The organism is Massilia sp. Mn16-1_5 (genome assembly GCF_004798585.1).
In the GTDB taxonomy this organism is placed as follows: domain Bacteria; phylum Pseudomonadota; class Gammaproteobacteria; order Burkholderiales; family Burkholderiaceae_D; genus Telluria.
The window spans coordinates 47,699-68,335 of record NZ_PPXQ01000010.1 but is presented as its reverse complement, the minus strand read 5'-3'; the positions used below and the strand labels follow the sequence as shown (position 1 = coordinate 68,335).

The following is a 20,637-nucleotide window of genomic DNA, read 5'->3' as shown; positions in this document are numbered from 1 at the left end:
TTGTTGGCCCTGCGCTTCAGTGCGTTCGGGCTTTCGATGGGAGTAGATTAGCAAGGGGTTTCGCGCGACTCCATCGGTGTGCGACGAAGTGCAAAAAACGCGTGATGAAGCGCGCGCAGCGACGATGCGCGTGCGCTCAGGAGCGTGCGGGAACACGCTCCCCGTCGAGGTACTGACGGTAGAAATCGATGAAGCTGCGCACCTTGGCCGGCACCTGTTTCGCGGCAGGGTACACGGCATGGATGCCCCCGGCCGGCAGCGACCACTCGGGCAGGACACGGACCAGGCGTCCCGTATCGATGGCGAGTTGCGCATTGAACTGGTCGAGGACAGTGATCCCGGCATCCTGCTCGAGCAGGCTGCGCAGCGCCGTCGGCGAATCGACCCGCAGGCGCGAAGCAACGTGGATCGTCGTCTGCCCGTCCACTGCCGAGAACTTCCAGGTCAGGGGCGCCGGCAGCAGCGTCAGCGCGATCCAGTCGAGCGCTTCCAGCTCCCGCGGCGTCGCCGGTATCCCGACGCGGCGCAGGTAGGCCGGCGAGGCGACCACGTACTGCTCGAACTGGCCGAGCTTGACGGCCCGGTGCGAGGAATCGCGCAGCCAGCCGAGACGGATCGTCAGATCGATGCCTTCGTCGATCAGGTCGACCACGCGGTCGCTCGTGCGCAGGTCGATGGCGAGATGCGGATGCTGCCGGGCGAAGCCGGCCAGTGCCGGCGCCAGGGACAGGCTGGCGTGGTCGACCGTCGTACTGATCCGCAGCGTGCCGGCGAGCCTGTCCTTGCCGGAGCTGGCGCGTTCGATGGCTTCGTCGAGTCCTTCCAGCAGGGGCCGGCACTCCTCGTACAAGGTCTGCCCTGCATCGGTCAGCACCACCTTGCGCGTCGTGCGGCTGAACAGGACCAGCCCGAGCCGGCTTTCGAGCCGGCCGATCTCGACGCTGACCTTGGCGGTGGCCACGCCCAGACGGTGCGCGGCGGCGGTGAAGCCGCCCGCTTGCGCAACCGCCTGGAAGACCAGCAAGTCGTTCAGATCGATTTTTCCCGGCAGTGCCACGGCAGCCCCATTCTTTAGAAAATCATAAAGCTGAATTATGGATTGATCCGTTTTTCTTCTCAATGCCAAGTGTGATGATGTCTCTCATCGGCACACAGATGTGCCGGCCATTTACCATCAGCAAAAGGAAATTGCATGAACATCGCACTCATCGGCGCCAGCGGCTACGTCGGATCCGCTTTATTGAAGGAAGCCGCAGCCCGCGGCCACATCGTCACGGCAATGGTTTCCAATCCGGCCCGCATTGCCGCCACCAGCGGCGTGCGCGCCGTGCAGGCGGACGTACTCGACCAGGACGCGCTGGCTGCGCAACTGCAGGGGCATGACGCCGTCATCAGCGCATTCAGCGGCCATGCGCAAGCTGAGGTGCGCGCCTATTATCTGAAGGGAATGGAGTCGATCGTCGCGGCGACCAGACAGGCAAGCGTGCCGCGTTTGCTGGTCGTGGGCGGCGCCGGCGGCCTGGAAGTGGCGCCGGGCGTACAACTGGTCGATACCCCGGAGTTTCCGGCCCAGTGGAAAGAGACTGCGGAAGGCGCGCGCCAACTGGTGAAGCGGCTACGCGAGGAAGCTGAGCTGAACTGGACGGTCCTGGCGCCGTCGGCCCATCTCGAGCCGGGCGAGCGTACCGGCCGCTTCCGCCTGGGGCAGGATGCCTTGCTGGTCGATGCGGCGGGCAAGAGTCATATTTCGCTCGAAGACTACGCCGTGGCCATGATCGACGAACTCGAACGGCCGGCGCACGCGCGCACCCGTTTTACGGTCGGTTACTGACGGGACTCAAGCGAACTTGGTGGCCGGCGCGATGCGCTTGGCGGTGACCTTCACGACCGCCATCTTGCCGCTGTCGCTCGACACCAGGGAGTCGGCCCGCACTTGCGCCTTGTAGCTTTCGGCGCTGGCGTAGGTGGTGCCGACGACGGCGAGGGCGGCGACCAGGAACAGCGTTTCCATGTGTTTGAGGACGTTCATTTCAGGCTCCCTTCGGTTGGCTTGTTGGCCCTGCGCTTCAGTGCGTTCGGGCTTTCGATGGGAGTAGATTAGCAAGCGGCCCTGCGCGGCTCCACCGGCGTGCGACGAAGTGCATAAAACCGGTGATGAAGCGCGCAAATCCGCGATATGAACGACGTTAGTCGCGTGCGCGGGGATGTTCGCAGCTGATCAGTGAATGACGGCGTCGCCGTAGGTGCGGCGCAGGCCCGGCTGGCGCAGCACGCGCTGGGCCGTGGCGAAGGGTATGCCTTGTTCGCTCAGCATGCGTGCCGCCACGTACATGCCGCGCGTGCGCAGGACGGCAATCGAGGCGTCGATCAGTTTGGCAGTGTCATAGTCGCGTCGGGGTTTCATGATGGTCTCCTGAACGGTATTGCGCGATCCAGACGGTGGCGCCGCCGCAATCGGCGTCATCCGCCGCATGCCGTATCACCCGAAAACCCTGCCCTTCCAGCAGGCCGCGGTACTCGTCCGCATCCAGCGACGCGTGATACAGCGCCTCTCCGCCATTATCGCTCCATACTTCTCCATATGTGCTGCCCGACGTGAACATCAAGAGCCCGCCGGGGTGCAACAGCCGAGCAAAGATGGGGAACATCGCGCGCTGGTCGGCAGGCGGCAGGTGGAACAGGCTGTGCCAGGCGATGACGGCGTCGAAGCGTTTGTCGAACGCGACGCTGCGCATATCGCCGACCAGCAGGGGCGTGTTGGGGAAGCGTTCGCGTGCGATGGCGATCATGGCGGCGCTGGCGTCGACGCCGATCACGTCGAACTGCCGCTCGATCAGGTAGCGCAGGATGGGTTCGCCGGTACCGCAGCCGAGGTCGAGGATGGATGCGCCGGGCGGCAAGGCCTCCATCACTGCGTCGAGATACGGCCGTTCGATCAGCGTGCGGACACGGTTGCTGTCGAACCACCCGGCGATGCGGTCGTAGACAGGGGCGACGCTGGAGGGGGAGTCATTGGCCATGACCGATGGTAGCACCGCGGCACCGGCCTCGTTTTACGGTAAGCTCGGGCATTCTCTTTCTGCCCCGGGTTCACGATGCCACTCTCCCCTTACCTCGACACTGCCCCGCAACTGGCCGAACGCAGCTACGTGCACGACTCGGCCCAGGTGATCGGCAGCGTACAGCTCGGCGCCGACAGTTCGGTGTGGTGCAACGCCGTGCTGCGTGCCGACGTCAACGACATCGTCATCGGGCGCTGCTCGAACGTCCAGGACTTCACGATGTGCCACGTGTCGCACAAGAGCAGCCAGAAGCCGCAGGGTTCACCGCTGAGCATCGGCGACTACGTCACCATCGGCCACGGCGTCATCCTGCACGGCTGCCGCATCGGCAACGAGTGCCTGATCGGCATGGGCAGCATCGTCATGGACGACGTGGTCGTGCAGGACCAGGTCATGCTCGGCGCCGGCAGCCTGGTCCCGCCGGGGAAGACGCTCGAGAGCGGCTTCCTGTACATGGGCCGGCCTGCCGAGAAAGTGCGGCCCCTCACTGCGGCGGAGATCGCGTACCTGCGCTATTCGGCCGAGCATTATGTGCGGGTTAAGGACAACTATCTCGGAACGCCGGGCTGAGAGTGTCGCAAGTTTGGTGGGCACGGGGCGCCCACCCTACGTCTGCAGCTACTGTAGGGTGGGCGCCCCGTGCCCACCAAAAGCGGGCGCTTAGTGCGCCGCCTCCCAATTCGGACCCACGCCCGTCTCGGCCACCAGCGGCACCTTCAGTTCGGCCACGCCGGCCATCAGCGCGGGCAGCTTGGTCTTGACCAGTTCCAGCTCGCTTTCCGGCACTTCCAGCACCAGTTCGTCGTGCACCTGCATCACCATGCGCGTGCCCAGCTTCTCGCTCTCGAGCCAGCCCTGCACCGCGATCATCGCCAGCTTGATCAGGTCGGCCGCGGTGCCCTGCATCGGCGCGTTGATCGCCGCACGCTCGGCACCGGCGCGGCGCGGGCCGTTCGGCGAGTTGATCTCGGGGAGCCACAGGCGGCGGCCGAACACGGTCTCGACGTAGCCCTTGGCCTTGGCCGCCAGGCGCGTCTCGTCCATGTACTGCTTGACGCCGGCGAAGCGGGCGAAATAGCGGTCGATGTAGTTGGCGGCGGCGGCGCGTTCGATCTGCAGGTTCTGGGCGAGACCAAAAGCGCTCATGCCGTAGATCAGGCCGAAGTTGATGACCTTGGCGTAGCGGCGCTGTTCGGAATCGACTTCGTCCGGGGCGACGCCGAAGATCTCGGCGGCGGTGGCGCGGTGAATGTCGACGCCTTCGGCGAAAGCGCGCAGCATCGCTTCGTCGCCCGAGATATGGGCCATGATGCGCAGCTCGATCTGCGAGTAGTCGGCCGAGACGATCACGCTGCCCGGCGGCGCCACGAAGGCTTCGCGGATGCGGCGCCCCTCTCCGGTACGTACCGGGATGTTCTGGAGGTTCGGATCGTTCGAGGCCAGGCGACCGGTGATCGCCACGGCCTGCGCGTAGTTGGTGTGCACGCGGCCCGTGTTCGGGTTCACCATTTTAGGGAGCTTGTCGGTATAGGTCGACTTCAGCTTGGCCAGGCCGCGGTGTTCGAGCAGCACTTTCGGCAGCGGGAAGTCCTCGGCCAGCTTTTGCAGCACTTCTTCGTCGGTCGACGGTGCGCCGGTGGCGGTCTTCTTGATGACCGGCAGGCCGAGCTTCACAAAAAAGATCTCGCCGATCTGCTTGGGCGAACCGAGGTTGAAGGGACCGCCGGCCATTTCATAGGCCTGGGCTTCGAGTTCGACGAGGCGCGCGCCGATTTCGCGCGACTGCGCTTCCAGCTTGGCCGCGTCGATCAGCACGCCGTTGCGCTCGATCTTCTGCAGCACGATCTGGGTCGGCAGCTCGATGTTTTTATAAATGAATTCCAGGCCCTTGTCGGCCTGGACGTGCGGCAGCATGGTCTGGTGCAGGCGCAGGGTGATGTCGGAATCCTCGGCCGCGTATTCGGTCGCGCGGTTCAGCTCCACCTGGTCGAAGCAGATCATGTTGGCGCCCTTGCCGCAGACGTCGACGAAGGGAATTGTCGTGTAGCCGAGGTGGCGCATCGCCATGGTGTCCATGTCGTGCGGCTTGTGCGATTCGAACACGTAGGACTGCAGCAGCGTGTCGTGCACGATGCCCTTTAACGTGACCCCATGGTTGTTAAAGATGTGCATGTCGTACTTCAGGTTCTGGCCCAGCTTTGGCTTGTCCGGGTTTTCCAGCCAGCCGCGCATGCGCTCCAGCACCTCTTCGCGCGGCAGCTGCTCGGGCACGCCGGCGTAGCGGTGCGCGACCGGGATGTAGGCGCCCTTGCCCGCTTCGACCGACAGCGAGATGCCGACCATCTGCGCGGTCATCGGGTCGAGCGAGGTCGTTTCGGTATCGACCGAAGTCAGTTCGGCGGCCTCCACCAGCGCCAGCCACTTGTCGAGCTGCTCCCAGGTCGTCACCAGTTCGTAGTCGCCCTTGATGATCGGCATGCCCGGCAGCGTGTCCTGGGACCCTTCCGGTGAATTCAGAACTTGGCCAATGGTCGCTGCGCCCGCGCTTTGCGTCAATTCGCGCAGCATGGTTTTAAAGCCGTAGCGCTGGAAGAAGTCGCGCAGGGCATCGGTGTCTTCCGGACGCGCGACCAGGGTTTCCTCGATCGAGACCACGTGGCCCATCAGGTCGCAGTCGGTTTTTACCGTGATCAGTTCGCGCCCGCGCGGCAGCCATTCCAGGGCCGAGCGCAGGTTTTCGCCGACGGCGCCGGTGATGCTGTGCGCGTTTTCGATCACGCCGTCGAGCGAGCCGTGCAATGCAAGCCACTTCAGGGCCGTCTTCGGGCCGCACTTGTTCACGCCCGGCACGTTGTCGACGGTGTCGCCGATCAGCGTGAGGTAATCGATGATGCGGTTCGGCGGCACGCCGAACTTGGTCAGCACGCCGGCTTCGTCGAGCTTTTCGTTGCTCATCGTATTGATGAGCATGACCTTGTCGTTGACCAGCTGCGCCAGGTCCTTGTCGCCGGTCGAGACGATGGTGTTCATGCCCTTGGCGGCGGCCTGCACGGCCAGGGTGCCGATCACGTCGTCCGCTTCCACCCCTTCGACCATCAGGATCGGCCAGCCCATGTGGCGCACCACCTCGTGGATGGGCTCGATCTGCTTGGAAAGATCGGGCGGCATCGAGGCGCGCGTCGCCTTGTACTCTGGGTACATATCGTCACGGAAGGTTTTACCTTTCGCATCGAAGACGCAGGCGATGTAGGCGGCCGGGTAATCGGCGCGCAGGCGACGCAGCATGTTGACCATGCCGTGCATCGCACCGGTCGGGTGGCCGTCGGGGCCACGCAGGTCAGGCAAGGCGTGGAAGGCGCGATAGAGGTAGCTGGAACCGTCGACGAGCAGCAGGGTATTTTGCATAGGAATGATGGGTGAAGCCGGCAATAAGCCAAATGAGGGGCCATTATCGCAGAATCCGGCATGGGAAAAACACAACAGGAGCCTTACTACTCAGTTCAATATGGGGACAGACGTCGTACTTTCCACCGGGAGGCACTGTGTTTGTTACAATGGTTCAAACGATATTAGGTGACCATCATGCCGCGCACATTTCCCCGCCTGACCCTGTCGATCGCCCTCCTCGCCTGCGCCGGCGCAGTGTACGCACAAACGGCCCAAACGGGACAGACCTCGCCGGCCCCGGCGCCGGCTGGCACCGGGCAAACCCAGACCGAACGCATCGAGCAGGAAGGTCCGGCGACGAACGTCGAACCGCGCCGCGGCACCCAGATCCGGGAAAAGCGCAGTAACGGACAGGTCACCGAAGTCGAAGTCCAGAGTGGCCCCAGCCGCTACACCCTGAAGCCAAACGTGCCTGCTGGTAATGCGGTGCCGGGCGATGCCCAGAGCAGCGCCTTCCGCGCGCCGCAATGGCAGGTGATGGAATTCGACCTCAACGGCAAGCGCAAAGCGGCTGCCGAGGCCGAGGCCGCCGCCGCTGCGGCTGCAGCCGGCACCACCGGGCCGGGCACGGCGACGGCCAGCGCGCTCGGGGTCAATGGTGCGCCAGTCGGCAAGGTACCGCCGGCAACCGTCCCGATGACGAAGCCGGCCGATATTCCGCCGCCACCGCCGCTGCCGCCGCAAACCTCGACCCGCTAATCAACCGCCCGGCGGGCGCTTGCGCCCGCACGCCCGGACTCTTACCCTTCAGACTTTCAAGCCCTCTCGCACCATGGCAGTTTTCACCGCGGTAACACTGGATGATCTCACCCAGTGGATGGAACAGTTTCCCCTCGGCCAAGCAGTGGCCCTTAAAGGCATTGCCTCCGGCATCGAAAACAGTAATTTCTTCCTGACGACCGAGCGCGGCGAATATGTCCTGACGGTATTCGAGAACCTGAATTTCGACCAGCTGCCCTTCTACCTGCAACTCATGCGTCACCTGGCCGAGCGCGGCATTCCGGTGCCGGCGCCAGTCGCCAACGCGCAGGGAGAACTGGTGGTGCCGCTGCGCGGCAAACCGGCCGCCATCGTCAGCAAGCTCGAGGGCGCCTCGCAGATGGATCCGCAGCCGGTGCACTGCGCGGATGTCGGCGCGATGCTGGCGCGCATGCACCTGGCCGCCGCCGACTTCCCGCTGCAGCAGCCGAATTTGCGTGGACTCGACTGGTGGCAGGCGACGATGCCGCAAGTGCTGTCGCATCTCACGCCCGAGAATGCCCAGCTCTTGCGAAGCGAAGTGGCTTTCCAGGCGGACTTCGCCGCCGGCGCCACCTATGCGCAACTGCCGCGCGGCCCGGTCCACGCCGACCTGTTCCGCAATAACGTGATGTTCGTCGGCGAAAAGCTGACGGGCTGCTTCGACTTTTATTTTGCCGGCGTCGATACCTGGCTGTTCGACCTGGCCGTGACCGTCAACGACTGGTGCATCGATCAGGGCAGCGGTGTGCTCGATACGGCGCGCGTGAATGCGCTGCTGGCCGCCTACCGTGCCGTGCGTCCATTCACGGCCGAGGAGGAAGCCGCCTGGCAGCCGATGCTGCGCGCCGCGGCGCTGCGCTTCTGGCTGTCGCGCCTGTACGATTTTTATGCACCACGTGAAGCCGAGCTGCTGACGCCGCACGATCCCACCCATTTCGAACGCATCCTGCGCGAGCGCATCGCCACGCCCGCACCGCGCCTGCTCCCTCAAGAATGAACAACATGCCCGCAATTACCGGCTGGAACTGGCTGAAGCAAGGTACCGGCCTGTTCCGCAAACAACCTGCCGCGCTGACGACCCTGCTGTTTGCCAACATCCTGTTCAGCCTGCTGATCGGCTCGGTGCCCCTGCTCGGCACACTGCTGGCCATCGTGCTGATTCCCTCGTTCTCGATGGCCTTCATGCAGGCCTGCCTGATGATCGAGAACGGCGAACGCGTCACGCCGGTGGTGCTGATGACGGGCTTCCGCAAGCCGGTGCTGGCGCAGTTGTGCAAGATCGGACTGATCTATCTCGTGGTGTCGGTGCTGCTGACCTTGCTGGCGCGCTTCGCGGTCGACCTCGACCAGCTCCGGCAAGTCGTGCAGCCGGCCGATCCGAAACAGGTGCCGGCAGTGGCGGGCTGGGAATTCGTCAAGATGTTCGCGCTGTCGGCCCTGAACGCGAGCGTGCTGATCGCATTGTCCTTCGCCGCGCCCCTGCTCTACTGGCAGGGCATGAAGCCGGGCAAGGCGATCTTCTACAGCTTCTTCGCCGTCCTCAAGAGCGCGCGCGTCTTCATCGTGATGCTGTTGAGCTGGTTCGGCCTGCTGCTGGCCTTTACCGTCGTGATCCAGCTCATCATGGGCGGCTCGATGTTCGGCAGGGTGCTGGTGATGTGGCTGCTGTTCCTGTTCGTGCTGCTGCTGCAGTGCGCGATGTATGCGGGGTATCGGCAGATCTTCGGGAAGCCGGTGCAGGCGGGTGCGGGGCGCGTCAATCTCGACAAGTGATGGTAACGCATGGTGGGCACGGGGCGCCCACCCTACAGTAGGGTGGGCGCCCCGTGCCCACCATATCCCCAATTCAGTTGTAGGGTGGGCGCCCCGTGCCCACCATGCATCCATCGTCAGCGGCTGACTCGCTCCAGCTTCGCCACCGACAAATCCAGCACCTTCATCCCCGCCGCGCCGAAATTGATCTGCGCGCGCGCCGCCCCTGCCCCGCCTTCGATATTCACGATCACGCCTTCGCCGAACTTGGCGTGCGCCACCGCTTCGCCGATGCGCCAGCCGGAGCCGCCGCCCGACTTCTGGGTGATCTGCTGGGCGATCTTGTTGTCGCTGCCGGCATTGCGGAAGGCGGCGTCGTCCCAGGCCGTCGTCGATTTCTTGTTGGCGAACCAGTTACTTTGCACGCGCGGCGACAGCCACTTGAGCGATTCCTCGGGCAGCTCGTCGAAGAAGCGCGACTTCATGTTGAAGCGGGTCTGGCCGTGCAGCATGCGCTGCTGGGTAAAGCTCATGTAGAGACGCTTGCGGGCGCGCGTGATCGCCACGTACATCAGGCGCCGTTCCTCGTCCACGCCATCGGCCTCGCGCGAGCTGGTTTCGTGCGGGAACAAGCCCTCTTCGAGTCCGGTAATAAAGACCGCGTCGAATTCCAGGCCCTTGGCCGAGTGCACCGTCATCAGCTGCATCGCGTCCTGGCCCGCCTGGGCCTGTGCATCGCCCGCTTCCAGCGAAGCGTGGGCAAGGAAAGCGGACAGCGGCGACATGACTTGCGGCAGCGGCGTGTCGGCATCCATGATCTCGATGCCGTCCTGGTAGACGACCGCATCGCCCGCCTGCGCCTGAGACGGCGGACCCAGGTGGGCCGGGGCGCCCTGTCCAAAACCTTCTTCCTGCACGAACTGGGTCGCCGCGTTGACCATCTGCTCGAGGTTTTCGATGCGGTCGGCGCCTTCCTTTTCGTTGGCGTAGTGCGTGAGCAGGTTGCTGCGCTCGAGCACGACGCGCACCATTTCCGGCAGCGCCAATTGCTGGGTCTCGAAGCGCGCGCCCTCGATCAGTTTCACGAAACCGCCGAGCGAGGTCCCGGCCTTGCCGGTCATGTAGGGCACGGCCGCGTACAGCGAAATGCCGTAGGTGTCGGCCGCCATTTGAAGCTGCTCGATCGAGCGCACGCCGATGCCGCGGGTCGGGAAATTCACGACGCGCAGGAAGGCCGAATCGTTGTGCGGATTGTCCATCAGCTGCAGATAGGCAATCGCATGCTTGACCTCGGCACGCTGGAAGTAGCGCAGGCCGCCGTACACGGTATAGGGGATGCCGGCCGCGAACAGCGCGTGCTCGATGACGCGGCTTTGCGCGTTCGAGCGGTAGAGGATGGCGATTTCCTTGCGCTCCAGGCCTTCGGCCATCAGGCTTTTCGCTTCCTCGATGATCCATTGCGCCTCTTCGAGATCCGAGGAGGCCTCGTAGATGCGCACCGGCTCGCCCTGCCCCGCGTCCGTGCGCAGGTTTTTACCAAGACGCTTTTGGTTGTTGGCGATCAGGTAGTTGGCGCTGTCGAGGATGTGGCCGTGCGAGCGGTAGTTCTGCTCCAGCTTGATCAGGTTCTTGACCTGGAAGTCGCGCTCGAAAGCCGACATGTTGCCGACGTTGGCGCCGCGGAAGGCATAGATGCTCTGGTCGTCGTCGCCGACGGCGAAGATGGCACCGCCGACCTGCTCGCCATAGCCGGCCAGCAGTTTCAGCAGGTTATATTGCAGATCATTGGTATCCTGGAACTCGTCGACCAGCACGTGCTTGAAACGCATCTGGTAATGCTGACGCAGCGGCGCATTGCGCGACAGCAGCTCATAGGCGCGCAGCAGCAGTTCGGCGAAATCGACCACGCCCTCTTTCTGGCATTGCTGGTCGTAGAGCTCGTAGAGCTCGACCATCTTGCGCTCGATCGGATCGTAGGCCTCCAATTGGCCGGCGCGCAGGCCCTGGTCCTTCGCGTTGTTGATGAAGTACATCAGGTTCTTGGCCGGATATTTTTCATCGTCGACATTGGCTGCCTTCAGCAGGCGCTTGATCATCGACAGCTGATCCTGCGAGTCGAGGATCTGAAAGGATTGCGGCAGTGCGGCGTCGCGGTAATGCGTACGCAGCAGGCGATTGCACAGGCCGTGGAAGGTGCCGATCCACATGCCGCGCGTGTTCACGGGAAGCATGGTGGACAGACGGGTCAGCATCTCCTTCGCCGCCTTGTTGGTAAAGGTCACCGCCATGATGCCGGCCGGGCTCACTTGCCCGGTCTGGAGCAGCCAGGCAATACGGGTCGTCAGCACGCGGGTCTTGCCCGAACCGGCGCCGGCGAGGATCAGCGCGCTTTGGTTGGGCAGCGTAACGGCTGCCAATTGTTCGGGATTAAGGTTGTGAAGGAGATTCATGCGGTCATTATAGCGCCGGGATCTACTGTATGCCCATCCAGTCTCGCTACAACACTGAAGAGCTGTGACAGGAAATTTCAAAGCAGGCCCAAGATTGAAAGATTATTTCATTTACGGCGTATTTGTCAGGCGCCTGATGGGCACGCGGACGTTCTTGTTGCGACGCTGCCATATCCTCGAATTCGTCAATTTCGCATGCGCAAAGCATGAGCATTTTCCAGCCAAAAATTTACAACACCACTCCATCTTCCAATATCTTCATTTAACTCAGCAGTAATGAGCGACATCTCTCCCGCGCGCCACCTGTTCAGAAATTCGCTTAACTTAACGACAAATACGCGTGCATGCGCGTGCCCCTCTGTCGCTGTTACTAAAGGAGAAACCTATGCTGAACCGAGTCGTGACTGTCGCCGCACTGGCTGTCGGCGGACTGATGCTGTCGAAGCAAATGAAAAAGAGCCGCACCCAGAATGGCGACTCGTCGATCATCGAAGCGATCGAAGTCAACGTGCCTCTGCGCACCGCCTACAACCAGTTCACCCAGTTCGAAGATTTCCCGCAGTTCATGAAGAGCGTGAAGGAAATCCGCCAGCTCGACGACAAGCGCCTGCACTGGAAGGCGAACGTCGCCGGCGAGGACAAGGAATGGGATGCGGAAATCACCGAGCAGATCCCTGATAAACGCATCGCCTGGCGCAGCATCGGCGGCGTGCAGAATGCCGGCGTGGTGACCTTCCACAAAATCTCGGACAACGTCACCCGCGTGACCCTGCAGATGGATTACCAGCCCGACGGCGCGCTGGAAGCCATCGGCGACGCCTTCGGCGCGGTCCGCATGGAAACCCGTGCCAACCTGCAGAACTACAAGGAAATGCTGGAGAAGCGCGGTTCCGAAACCGGTTCGTGGCGCGGCAAGATCGACCAGCACTAAGCGCTTGTACCATTGAAAAAGCCCGCGGGCCGCTTATGGCCTGCGGGCTTTCTTTGTATCGAATGCCGTTTCTTACCAGACGCGGCAGCGCTTTACCGCGGCCATCGGCTGGCCCGGCTTGCAGGAAAATGCCTTCTCGAACTCCGGCATGTTGACGACAACGCCGTTGACCCGGTACTTGCCCGGCGAGTGAGGATCGGTCATGGCGGTCACACGCAGGTTTTCCGGGCGATCATTTTCGCAGGCCCATTGCGCGTAGCCGACAAAGAAACGCTGTTCCGGGCTCAAGCCGTCACGCGGAGCCTGCGCCTGCTGCGGCATGCTCGCCATCTGCGTCTTCCACGCCATCCAGCCCAGGATCAGGCCGCCCAGGTCGGCCACGTCCTCGCCCAGGGTCAGCTTGCTGTTGATCTTGATGTCGTCCACCACCGTGTAGCCCGCGTACTGGTCGACGATGCACTGGGCGCGGTCGGTGAATTCCTTCGCGTCCTTCTTGGTCCACCAGTCTTTCAGGTTCCCCTTCGCATCGAACTGGCGCCCCTCGTCGTCAAAAGCGTGGGTCAGCTCGTGGCCGATGGTGCCGCCCGTGTTGCCATAGCCCGGCGCATCGTCCATCTTCGGATCGAACAGCGGCGGCTGCAGCACGCCGGCCGGGAAGTTGATGTCGTTCATCTGCGGATTGAAATAGGCGTTCACCGTCGGCGGCGTCATCAGCCACTCGCTGCGGTCGAGCGGCTTGCCGATCTTGGCCAGTTGTCTCCGGTTTTCGAATTGCGTGCCGCGGATCGCATTGCCGGTGAAGTCGTTCGGACGTACCTCGAAGGCCGAATAGTCGCGCCAGGTATCCGGATAGCCGATCTTGTTGACGATCGCGTCGAGCTTTTCGTGGGCGCGCTTCTTGGTGTCGGGACTCATCCAGGCGAGCGAATCGATGTCCTTGGCCATCGCCTCCTCGACCTGGCGCGTCATGTGCAGCGACTTCGCCTTCAGCTCGGGAGAAAACGCGCGGCTGACGAATTCCTGGCCCAGCGCTTCGCCCAGCTGCGCATCGACCAGTTGCACGCAGCGCTTCCAGCGTGGCGGCTGCTTCTCGACGCCGCGCAGGGTCTGACTGAAGAAGGCGAAGTGCGGCTGGTCGAATTGCGGCGCCAGCACCGGCGACAATTCCTTCATTACGTGCCAGCGCAGATAGGTCTTGATCGCAGCGAGATCGTTGCTGCGCAGCTGTTTGCCGAACGCCTTCATGAACTTCGGCTCGGTGACATTGAACGTTTTGAGACCCGGCTGGCCGACGGCGGCCAGATACGTCTTCCAGTCGAAGCCGGGCGTCATCGCCTGCAGGCCCTTCAGGTCGGTCTTGTGGAACAGTTTATAGGGGTCGCGCTTGTCGACGCGGGTCAGCGAGGCCTGGGCTAGCGCGGTTTCCAAACGCATCACGGTCGCGGCCGAACGTTTTGCGGTTTCCGGCGATTCGCCGATCAGCCCGAACATGGTACGGATATGGGCTTCGTACTTGTCGCGGATGTCTTTCGAACGCTTGTCCGTTTTGAGGTAATAGTCGCGGTCCGGCAAGCCGAGTCCGCCGCCGCTGGCAAAGGCGATCACACGGGTCGAATCGCCGAAGTCCTGGTTCGAGCTGAAGCCGAAGAAGAAGGCTTCGCTCGAGAGCGCCAGCTGCAGCCCGGCCAGCACGCGCGGCAGTTCGCGGGTGGAAGCCATGCCTTCGATCTGGTTCAGGAAAGGCGCCAGCGGCTCGGCGCCGCGCTTGGCGATCGCGCCCTCGTCCATGCAGGCGCCGAAATAGTCGCCGATCTTCTGCTGGGTGCTGCTCCGCCCTTCCTTCTGCTTCGCCAGCCCGTCGAGGATGCCCCACAGGTAGCGCTGGTTGTCCTGCGCCAGCTTGCTGTACACCGACCAGCGCGCCTGGTCGGCGGGCACTGGATTGTTCTTCATCCAGCCGCCGCAGGCATACTGGTAGAAATCGACGCAGGGGTCGGCGCTCTTGTCCATCGCGCTAACGTCCAGGCCGGGCGTGTAGGGGAAAGTCGTGGCAGGGCGTTCCGGTTCGGTGGTCTGGGCGCTGGCGAAGGCGGCGCTGCACAGGAGCGTGCTGGCGAGAGCGAGACGGGTAAGCTGGTGCATGGATGGGTTCCGCAAGAGGTGATTCTCCATGCTGACATACAAGTATTGCTAAAGCAACATTAGCATATCCATGAGCAGCGCATGCTGCCCTTCCGATATTGTTTCCCTCCGGAAACCTGTCCTGTACACTAGAGCCAACGATGCCAAGAATTATCAGGCTAGTCTGCAGTGCTTACATACATCTGAGCGCAAGCTCGTCAACATGGAGCGTGAACATGGGCGAATGGTCAGAATATTTCGAAGACTTCCCGGAAGAAGATCCGGCTAATTATCTTGGAGGAAAATTCGATCCGCGAGGAGCTGCTACTCAGCGTGAAGCTCAGCAAAAAGCTGTGCGAAAGCTTAAACATGAGCAGCAGTTACTTGACGCCGAGATTGCTGCTATTGTTCAAAAGCATAAGACGCCAGGCTAAGAACGGTAAATGATGAGAAACCAATTTACAGCGGGGCTTTTTCTAGCGATCGCTTTAACAGGATGTAATCAGTCACCTGGCCCTCTCGAGGGGACCTGGAAAGCGGAGGGGATCGTCCCGATGACGATTACATTCCGTCCTGGGGAAACCGAAACAATGGGTGTTATCGAGCAGGTCGATTACACAACAAAAGGAAACGTCGTCAAAGTCACTTATAAAGACGGGATGATGAAGGGCTCATCTATCCCGTTCACGCTTGTGGACCACAACACAGCAACAAACCCTATGTACACGCTACGTCGCGTTCGATAACGGAAATTCGACAATAGTCAGGGTCAGGGCTGACGTTAGTTTTAAGGACTATGAAAGACAGACATAATCAGGTGTCCGGCGACAGAACCGGCGTCCACTCACCTGTTGTACGTAAACCTCGCAACCGAGAAGCGACTCATGAGCAAATTTCTTATTTCCTTCCCAGCGAGTGCGATGAACGTTCCCGCCGAGGACATGCCCGCTGTCGGTGAGGCGTCCCGTGCGGTGATCCGCGAGGCAAAGGCTGCCGGCGTCTACGTCTTCGCCGGCGGCATCAACGCCGAAGTCGCGCCCGCCATGGTCGCAGCGGACGGCAGCTGCACAGACGAGACCTACCGCGAAACACGAGAGCTCGATGGCGGCTTTTGCGTGCTCGAGCTTCCGTCCAGGGACGTGGCCGTACAATGGGCCGCCAAGCTCGCCGCAGCCTGCCGCTGCGCGCAAGAGCTGCGCGAGTTCTACTACGATCCTGAAAGCTGACCTGGATGCCGGACCTGATCCGTTTTACTGCCCTCTTCGCCCTCACCGCCCTCGCCGAAATCATCGGCTGCTACCTGCCCTGGCTGGTACTGAAGCAAGGCAAATCCATCTGGCTGCTGCTGCCGGCAGCCGCCTCGCTGGCCCTGTTCGCCTGGCTGCTGACCCTGCACCCAACCGCCGCCGGCCGCACCTATGCGGCCTACGGCGGGATGTACATCGCGGTGGCCCTGCTGTGGCTGCGTTTCGTGGACGGCATCCACCTCAGCCGCTGGGACGCGGCGGGTGCGGCGCTGGCGCTGGCCGGGATGGCCGTGATCGCGCTGCAGCCGCGCTAATCAAGACTCAGTCGCCCGGCCCTTCTCCCGGCATCGTGTCAGCCATCAGGCGTAATTCTTCCGGCGTCAGTTCTTCCGGTTTCTTGTTGGCCAGGGCATCGAAGGAGTCCGACGCGGACTGCTTGTTCTGCTCCTGCTGCGACTGCTGAGACTGCTGCGGCTGGGCAGCCTTGTCATCCTGCTGCGGCCCCTGCCGCGACTGGGTATTGTCGTTTGTCATGCTGTCCTCCTTGGGCATCGGTTCGATGCCCAAGTCTGGCACAGCGGCGATTTACAAGGCGCCCCGCTCCCCCGATCAGCGGCCGGGTCCGCCGCCGCCGAAACCGCCGGGGCCAGGGCCCATGCCTGGCCCCATCCCCGGACCGCCCGGACGCATCGGCCGCTGGGCATTGTTGCCGAAGCTGCCGAATCGATAGCTCAGGCCGACGGTGAAGGTACGGCCATTGTTGCGGCGGATGCTGTACTGACGCAGGAGGTCGTTCTCGGTAATCGTCTCGATCTTCGACGAATCGAACAGGTCATTCACATTCAGCACGAACGACAGCGCCGGCGTCAGGTTGTGGCGGTAGGTGAAATCGGCCGTGCGGGTCGGCTGCCGATAACCCTCGCCGAACAGGGTCTTGCCCTGGGCGTTGAGCATCAGCTGGAAGGTGTTGTTGCGGTCGTACTGGTAGCCGATGCGGGCGCGGCCGCTGAGCGAGGTCGCGGTGCGCTTGTCCGCGCTGGCGCTGCCGAGCACGTCCTGTTCGGAATAGGCGAGATTGCCGCTGGCATTGACGCTCAGCTTGTCGGTGACCTTGCCGCCGAAGTTGAATTCGAGGCCGCCCGAATTGCTGCTGCCGGCGTTTTCCTTCGTCGTCAGCAGGACGTTGTTCGCGATGAAGACGCGGCGCTCGTTGATCAGGTCGGTATCGCGGCGCGCGTACAGGCGGACGGTCGTATCCACCTTGCCCAGCTTGGTCTCGAGGCCGAGTTCGAGCGAGTCGGAATCGCTCGGGCGCAGGTCTGGGTTGCCCGAGGACACGTTGAACTCGTCCACGTAGACCACGAAGGGATTCAGGTCGCCAGCGCCGGGACGGCGGATGCGGTGCGCGTAGTTCAGGCGCAGCGTGGTGTCGTCGGACAGGCCGTAGGTAACAAAAGCGCTCGGAATCGCGTCCAGGTAGTTGCTGCCGGCGCGGATATTGGTCGTCGCCTGGAACATGTCGACGTCCGTGTACTCGGCGCGCAGGCCGCCCTGCACGCTCCAGTCGCGATTGATGCGCCACTGGTAGGAGGCGTACAAGGCCGCCGTCGTCTCGTCGAGTTCGAAGCGGTTGGTGCGGCCCGTGTTGACACGCTCGGCCCAGGTCGCTTCGTCGATATCGAGATAGGCGTTGTCGAACACGCTGCTGGTGCGCGCCAGTTTGTAGCCGGTGCGGAAGGTGCCGTTCTCTCCCGGCAGCTCGTAATCGCCGGTGAAATCGACGATGCGGTTGTCGAATGCATTGTTCTGGCGGGTCAGCGCGTTCTGGGCGGTGACGGGGCGCACCGTGTAGGCGGTGGCGTTACGCAGGTCGCCCTCGTTGCTGGCGCCGGATACGCGCAGGTCCATCTTGAAGTTTTCGCCCTGCGTATCGCCCTTATGGTCGAAGCGGGTCGACAGGCTGTAGTTGCGGTTGCGGCCCTTGCGCGTGGACTGGCGCAGGTAATCGCTGTCGGTCACGCCTGCGAAATTCGCGCCCTGGTAGCGTTCGTTCGAGACGGTATCGCTGTCGGTGCCGGATGCCATCACGCTGGCCGCGATTACATCCTTTTCTCCGAGGTTGTAGCTGACCGTGCCGGTCATGCCGACGGTATCGTTCTCGGTCTCGCTGTTCGAGACCGAGGTGCTGCGCGCAATGGCGCCGCTGGCCGGGTCGATCCGTTCGCGCACCGTCTCGCCGCTCGACTCGCGCTTGTCGCGGCGGCCGAACACGCCGCCCTGCACGCTCATGCGCCCGGTCGTGTAGCTGCCGAAGCTGTTGACGTTGAAACGGCCCTCGGTGCCGGCGTTCGCGTTCACCGAGGCGAAACCGCCCGGCGTGCGTTCGCGCCGCATCACCAGGTTCAGGATCGGACCGCCGCCGCCTTCGTTGCCGAACTGCGCGCCGGGATTGGTGATGACCTCGACCGATTCCAGGTCCGCTGCCGGCAGCGCATTGATCGCGGCCGCACGGTTATCGCCCTGCATCATGGCCGAGGGCTTGCCGTCGATATAGACCTGGACATTGCTCTTGCCGCGCAGGGTCACGCCGCCATCGGCATCGACCGCGACCGAGGGCACCTTGTTCAGGGTGTCGGCCACGGTGTCGTTCGAGCTGGCCGGGTCGGCTTTCACATCGTAAACCTGGCGGTCGATGCGGTTGGCGTTGCGCTTGGTGGTGACGGTGACGGTGGCAGGGCCGTCCGTGCTCGCCTGGTTTTGTGCGGCAGCCGGGGCAGTTGCCGGCGGCGTCTGGCTGGTCTCCTGGGCGGCGGCCGAGACGCAGGCCAGCAGCGCGCCGAGCGCGATCGCGGTTTTCACAAAGGGACGGGAGTCAGGGAGAGCGGAATGAGCGTGGGGAGGCATGAAGAGAGCGTCGGCAATGCAGAGTTTGGTCGACTGCAATTGTCGCATGGGAGGATCATCAAAATTTCTTAACAAGCGTAAAGATTTGGTAACGTCTTGTTTCAGCTAGCTCACGCGCGCGGGTAGAATTCACCTGCCCTTCTTTCGTCAACGCTTAACAAGGAATGCAATGCCGACTCACCGCCCTCTCGTCAAAACCGTCCTCTCCACGCTGCTGGCTGCCGCACTCTCGATGCCGGCCATCGCCGCCGAGCCCGCCTGGGTCACGAAAAGCAACGACAACGCCAAGGTGCTGCTGAAGGTGCTGGCGAAGTACTCGCCCGAAAGCGCCAGCACCCTGGGCGTGGACGGCTACGACGAGCAGATCACGGACATGTCGCGCGACCAGTTCGAAGCCAGCAACCGCGACCTGCGCGCGGCGATCGCCGACCTGCAGAAGCGCATGCGCGCGGAAACCGATTCGAAGGTGAAGCAGGACCTGCAGATCCTGATCGACAAGGCCCAGGACAACATCCAGACCAGCACCCTGCAGCGCAAGTACTTCATGCCCTTCGACGATCTCACCAGCATGATCTTCGGCGTGGTGCGCTCCACGCTCGACCCGCGCATCCCGAAAGCGCGCCAGCAGACCCTGCTCGTCCGACTCGACAAGTACGCCGGCCTGGCCAAGGGCTATCGCCCGATCACGGAACTGGCGCACGAGCGCTTGCAGGAACGCCTGAAGGCGAACAAGAACCTGCTCGGCCCGTACAAGGGCGAGCTCGAACAGGCGCTGAACGACGGCCCGACCCTGCTGAAGGGCATGCGCGAGCTGCTGGCGAAAAGCGAGCTGCAAGGCTGGGAAAGCCGCTTCGACGCGCTGGAGAAGCAGCTGACCGCCTACAACGCGCGCCTGAAGACCGAGATGCTGCCACGTGCCCGCGCGGACCACCGCCTGCCGCCGGAAGTGTATGCCGACAACCTCAAGAACTTCGGCGTCGATATCAAGCCGCAGGAGATGATCTCGAAGGCCCTGACCTCGTTCGCGGAAATCCGCAATCAGATGCAGATCACGGCGAACCTGATCGCGAAGGAGCGCGGCTTCAAGGATGCCGACTACCGCGCCGTGATGGCGGAACTGAAAAAGCAGCAGATCCCGCTCGACCAGGTCATGCCGCTCTACGCCGAGCGCCTGGCGGCCCTGGAAGCGGCGGTGCGCCAGCAGCAGGTCGTTACCCTCCCGTCGCGCAAGGCGGTGATCCGCCTGGCGACGATGGCCGAGAACGCGGCCAGCCCGGCGCCGCACATGAGCCCTCCGCGCCTGATCGGCAATACGGGCGAATACGGCGAGTTCGTGCTCACCACCGGGATGCCGCCGGACGCCAGCGGCAAGCGCCTGGTGTTCGACGATTTTACCCACCAGTCGGGCACCTGGTCGATCACGGCGCACGAGGCGCGTCCGGGCCACGAGCTGCAGTTCGCGAAGATGATCGAGACCGGCGTTTCGACCGCACGCGCGGTGTTTGCGTTTAATAGCGTCAACGTCGAAGGCTGGGCCCTGTATGCGGAAGCGGAAATGCAGCCCTACGAGCCGCTCGACGGCCAGCTGTTCGCGCTGCAGGCACGCGCCATGCGCGCGGCGCGCGCCTTCCTCGACCCGATGGTCAACCTGGGAGAAATCACCCCGGACGGCGTGAAGAACTTCCTGATGCGCGACGTCGGTCTGTCGGAAGGCATGGCGACCCAGGAGATGCAGCGCTACACCTTCCGCGCGCCGGGCCAGGCGACTTCTTACTTCTACGGCTACCAGCGACTGATGGAAACGCGCCAGGCGGCCGAGGTGGCGCTGCGCGGCAAGTTCGATCGCCAGAAGTTCAACGACTTCGTGCTGGCCCAAGGCTTGGTGCCGCCGAAACTGCTGCGCAAGGCGGTGATGGAAGAGTTCGTGCCGGCGCAGCAGAAATAAACATGTTTGCCGGCGGATTTCCATCCGTTGGCGGTAG

19 protein-coding genes are annotated in these 20,637 nt (G+C 63.1%); 10 read left to right on the top strand and 9 right to left on the bottom strand.

Going from position 1 to position 20,637, the window contains the following annotated elements; translation table 11 throughout:
• Window positions 1-136: 136 nt before the first annotated feature.
• Window positions 137-1,057 (bottom strand): LysR family transcriptional regulator, encoded by a 921-nt coding sequence (locus tag C2862_RS13455; protein WP_136220642.1) that lies wholly within the window; start codon window positions 1,055-1,057, stop codon window positions 137-139.
• Between the two features lie 135 nt (window positions 1,058-1,192).
• Here C2862_RS13455 and C2862_RS13450 point away from each other — a divergent pair, with 135 nt between their 5' ends.
• Entirely contained in the window at window positions 1,193-1,831 is a 639-nt protein-coding gene (locus C2862_RS13450; RefSeq protein ID WP_136220641.1) for an NAD(P)-dependent oxidoreductase, read from the top strand.
• A gap of 6 nt (window positions 1,832-1,837) precedes the next feature.
• Here the strand turns inward: C2862_RS13450 and C2862_RS13445 are convergent, their stop codons facing one another.
• The 3 genes from C2862_RS13445 to C2862_RS13435 all read right to left on the bottom strand — a co-directional run bounded on the left by C2862_RS13445 (window position 1,838) and on the right by C2862_RS13435 (window position 3,020).
• The gene (locus C2862_RS13445; RefSeq protein ID WP_136220640.1) at window positions 1,838-2,029 is read right to left on the bottom strand and encodes a hypothetical protein; all 192 of its coding nucleotides are present in this window, start codon (window positions 2,027-2,029) and stop codon (window positions 1,838-1,840) included.
• Window positions 2,030-2,218: 189 nt separating this feature from the next.
• Window positions 2,219-2,404: a hypothetical protein gene (locus tag C2862_RS13440; RefSeq protein WP_136220639.1), complete on the bottom strand. Its 186-nt coding sequence runs from the start codon at window positions 2,402-2,404 to the stop codon at window positions 2,219-2,221.
• Window positions 2,382-3,020 (bottom strand): trans-aconitate 2-methyltransferase, encoded by a 639-nt coding sequence (locus tag C2862_RS13435; protein WP_136220638.1) that lies wholly within the window; start codon window positions 3,018-3,020, stop codon window positions 2,382-2,384. Before C2862_RS13435 ends, C2862_RS13440 begins: the two co-directional genes overlap by 23 nt.
• A 75-nt stretch (window positions 3,021-3,095) precedes the next feature.
• Between C2862_RS13435 and C2862_RS13430 the strand changes: the two genes are divergently transcribed.
• Window positions 3,096-3,632: a gamma carbonic anhydrase family protein gene (locus tag C2862_RS13430; RefSeq protein WP_136220637.1), complete on the top strand. Its 537-nt coding sequence runs from the start codon at window positions 3,096-3,098 to the stop codon at window positions 3,630-3,632.
• Window positions 3,633-3,722: 90 nt separating this feature from the next.
• On the opposite strand, the gene polA is transcribed toward C2862_RS13430, so the two are convergent.
• Window positions 3,723-6,467 (bottom strand): DNA polymerase I, encoded by a 2,745-nt coding sequence (gene polA / locus C2862_RS13425; RefSeq protein WP_136220636.1) that lies wholly within the window; start codon window positions 6,465-6,467, stop codon window positions 3,723-3,725.
• Window positions 6,468-6,644: 177 nt separating this feature from the next.
• Here polA and C2862_RS13420 point away from each other — a divergent pair, with 177 nt between their 5' ends.
• The 3 genes from C2862_RS13420 to C2862_RS13410 all read left to right on the top strand — a co-directional run bounded on the left by C2862_RS13420 (window position 6,645) and on the right by C2862_RS13410 (window position 9,023).
• Window positions 6,645-7,208 carry a hypothetical protein gene (locus tag C2862_RS13420; protein WP_210735981.1) on the top strand — a complete coding sequence of 188 codons (564 nt, stop codon included), beginning with the start codon at window positions 6,645-6,647 and terminating at the stop codon, window positions 7,206-7,208.
• 73 nt (window positions 7,209-7,281) lie between these two features.
• The gene (locus tag C2862_RS13415; protein ID WP_136220635.1) at window positions 7,282-8,247 is read left to right on the top strand and encodes a homoserine kinase; all 966 of its coding nucleotides are present in this window, start codon (window positions 7,282-7,284) and stop codon (window positions 8,245-8,247) included.
• 5 nt (window positions 8,248-8,252) lie between these two features.
• The gene (locus C2862_RS13410; RefSeq protein WP_229467423.1) at window positions 8,253-9,023 is read left to right on the top strand and encodes a BPSS1780 family membrane protein; all 771 of its coding nucleotides are present in this window, start codon (window positions 8,253-8,255) and stop codon (window positions 9,021-9,023) included.
• Window positions 9,024-9,139: 116 nt separating this feature from the next.
• On the opposite strand, the gene C2862_RS13405 is transcribed toward C2862_RS13410, so the two are convergent.
• Window positions 9,140-11,452, bottom strand: a complete 2,313-nt coding sequence (locus C2862_RS13405; protein WP_136220633.1) for a UvrD-helicase domain-containing protein — start codon at window positions 11,450-11,452, stop codon at window positions 9,140-9,142.
• Between the two features lie 385 nt (window positions 11,453-11,837).
• On the opposite strand from C2862_RS13405, the gene C2862_RS13400 reads away from it, so the two are divergent.
• Window positions 11,838-12,383, top strand: a complete 546-nt coding sequence (locus C2862_RS13400; protein WP_136220632.1) for an SRPBCC family protein — start codon at window positions 11,838-11,840, stop codon at window positions 12,381-12,383.
• 72 nt (window positions 12,384-12,455) lie between these two features.
• On the opposite strand, the gene C2862_RS13395 is transcribed toward C2862_RS13400, so the two are convergent.
• Window positions 12,456-14,525, bottom strand: a complete 2,070-nt coding sequence (locus tag C2862_RS13395) for a M13 family metallopeptidase (RefSeq protein WP_136220631.1) — start codon at window positions 14,523-14,525, stop codon at window positions 12,456-12,458.
• 215 nt (window positions 14,526-14,740) lie between these two features.
• On the opposite strand from C2862_RS13395, the gene C2862_RS13390 reads away from it, so the two are divergent.
• The 3 genes from C2862_RS13390 to C2862_RS13375 all read left to right on the top strand — a co-directional run bounded on the left by C2862_RS13390 (window position 14,741) and on the right by C2862_RS13375 (window position 16,065).
• Window positions 14,741-14,938, top strand: coding sequence for a hypothetical protein (locus C2862_RS13390; protein ID WP_136220630.1), 198 nt, complete (start codon window positions 14,741-14,743; stop codon window positions 14,936-14,938).
• Window positions 14,939-15,388: 450 nt separating this feature from the next.
• Window positions 15,389-15,730 carry a YciI family protein gene (locus tag C2862_RS13380; protein ID WP_229467422.1) on the top strand — a complete coding sequence of 114 codons (342 nt, stop codon included), beginning with the start codon at window positions 15,389-15,391 and terminating at the stop codon, window positions 15,728-15,730.
• Window positions 15,731-15,735: 5 nt separating this feature from the next.
• Complete coding sequence (locus tag C2862_RS13375) at window positions 15,736-16,065, top strand: YnfA family protein (protein WP_136220629.1); 330 nt, start codon at window positions 15,736-15,738, stop codon at window positions 16,063-16,065.
• A 7-nt stretch (window positions 16,066-16,072) separates the two neighbouring features.
• On the opposite strand, the gene C2862_RS13370 is transcribed toward C2862_RS13375, so the two are convergent.
• On the bottom strand, window positions 16,073-16,285 hold the full coding sequence (locus C2862_RS13370) for a hypothetical protein (protein WP_136220628.1): 213 nt from the start codon (window positions 16,283-16,285) through the stop codon (window positions 16,073-16,075).
• A gap of 75 nt (window positions 16,286-16,360) precedes the next feature.
• Window positions 16,361-18,610 carry a TonB-dependent receptor domain-containing protein gene (locus tag C2862_RS13365; protein ID WP_229467421.1) on the bottom strand — a complete coding sequence of 750 codons (2,250 nt, stop codon included), beginning with the start codon at window positions 18,608-18,610 and terminating at the stop codon, window positions 16,361-16,363.
• A 214-nt stretch (window positions 18,611-18,824) separates the two neighbouring features.
• Here C2862_RS13365 and C2862_RS13360 point away from each other — a divergent pair, with 214 nt between their 5' ends.
• Window positions 18,825-20,600, top strand: coding sequence for a DUF885 domain-containing protein (locus tag C2862_RS13360; RefSeq protein WP_136220627.1), 1,776 nt, complete (start codon window positions 18,825-18,827; stop codon window positions 20,598-20,600).
• The last annotated feature ends 37 nt before the right edge of the window (window positions 20,601-20,637 follow it).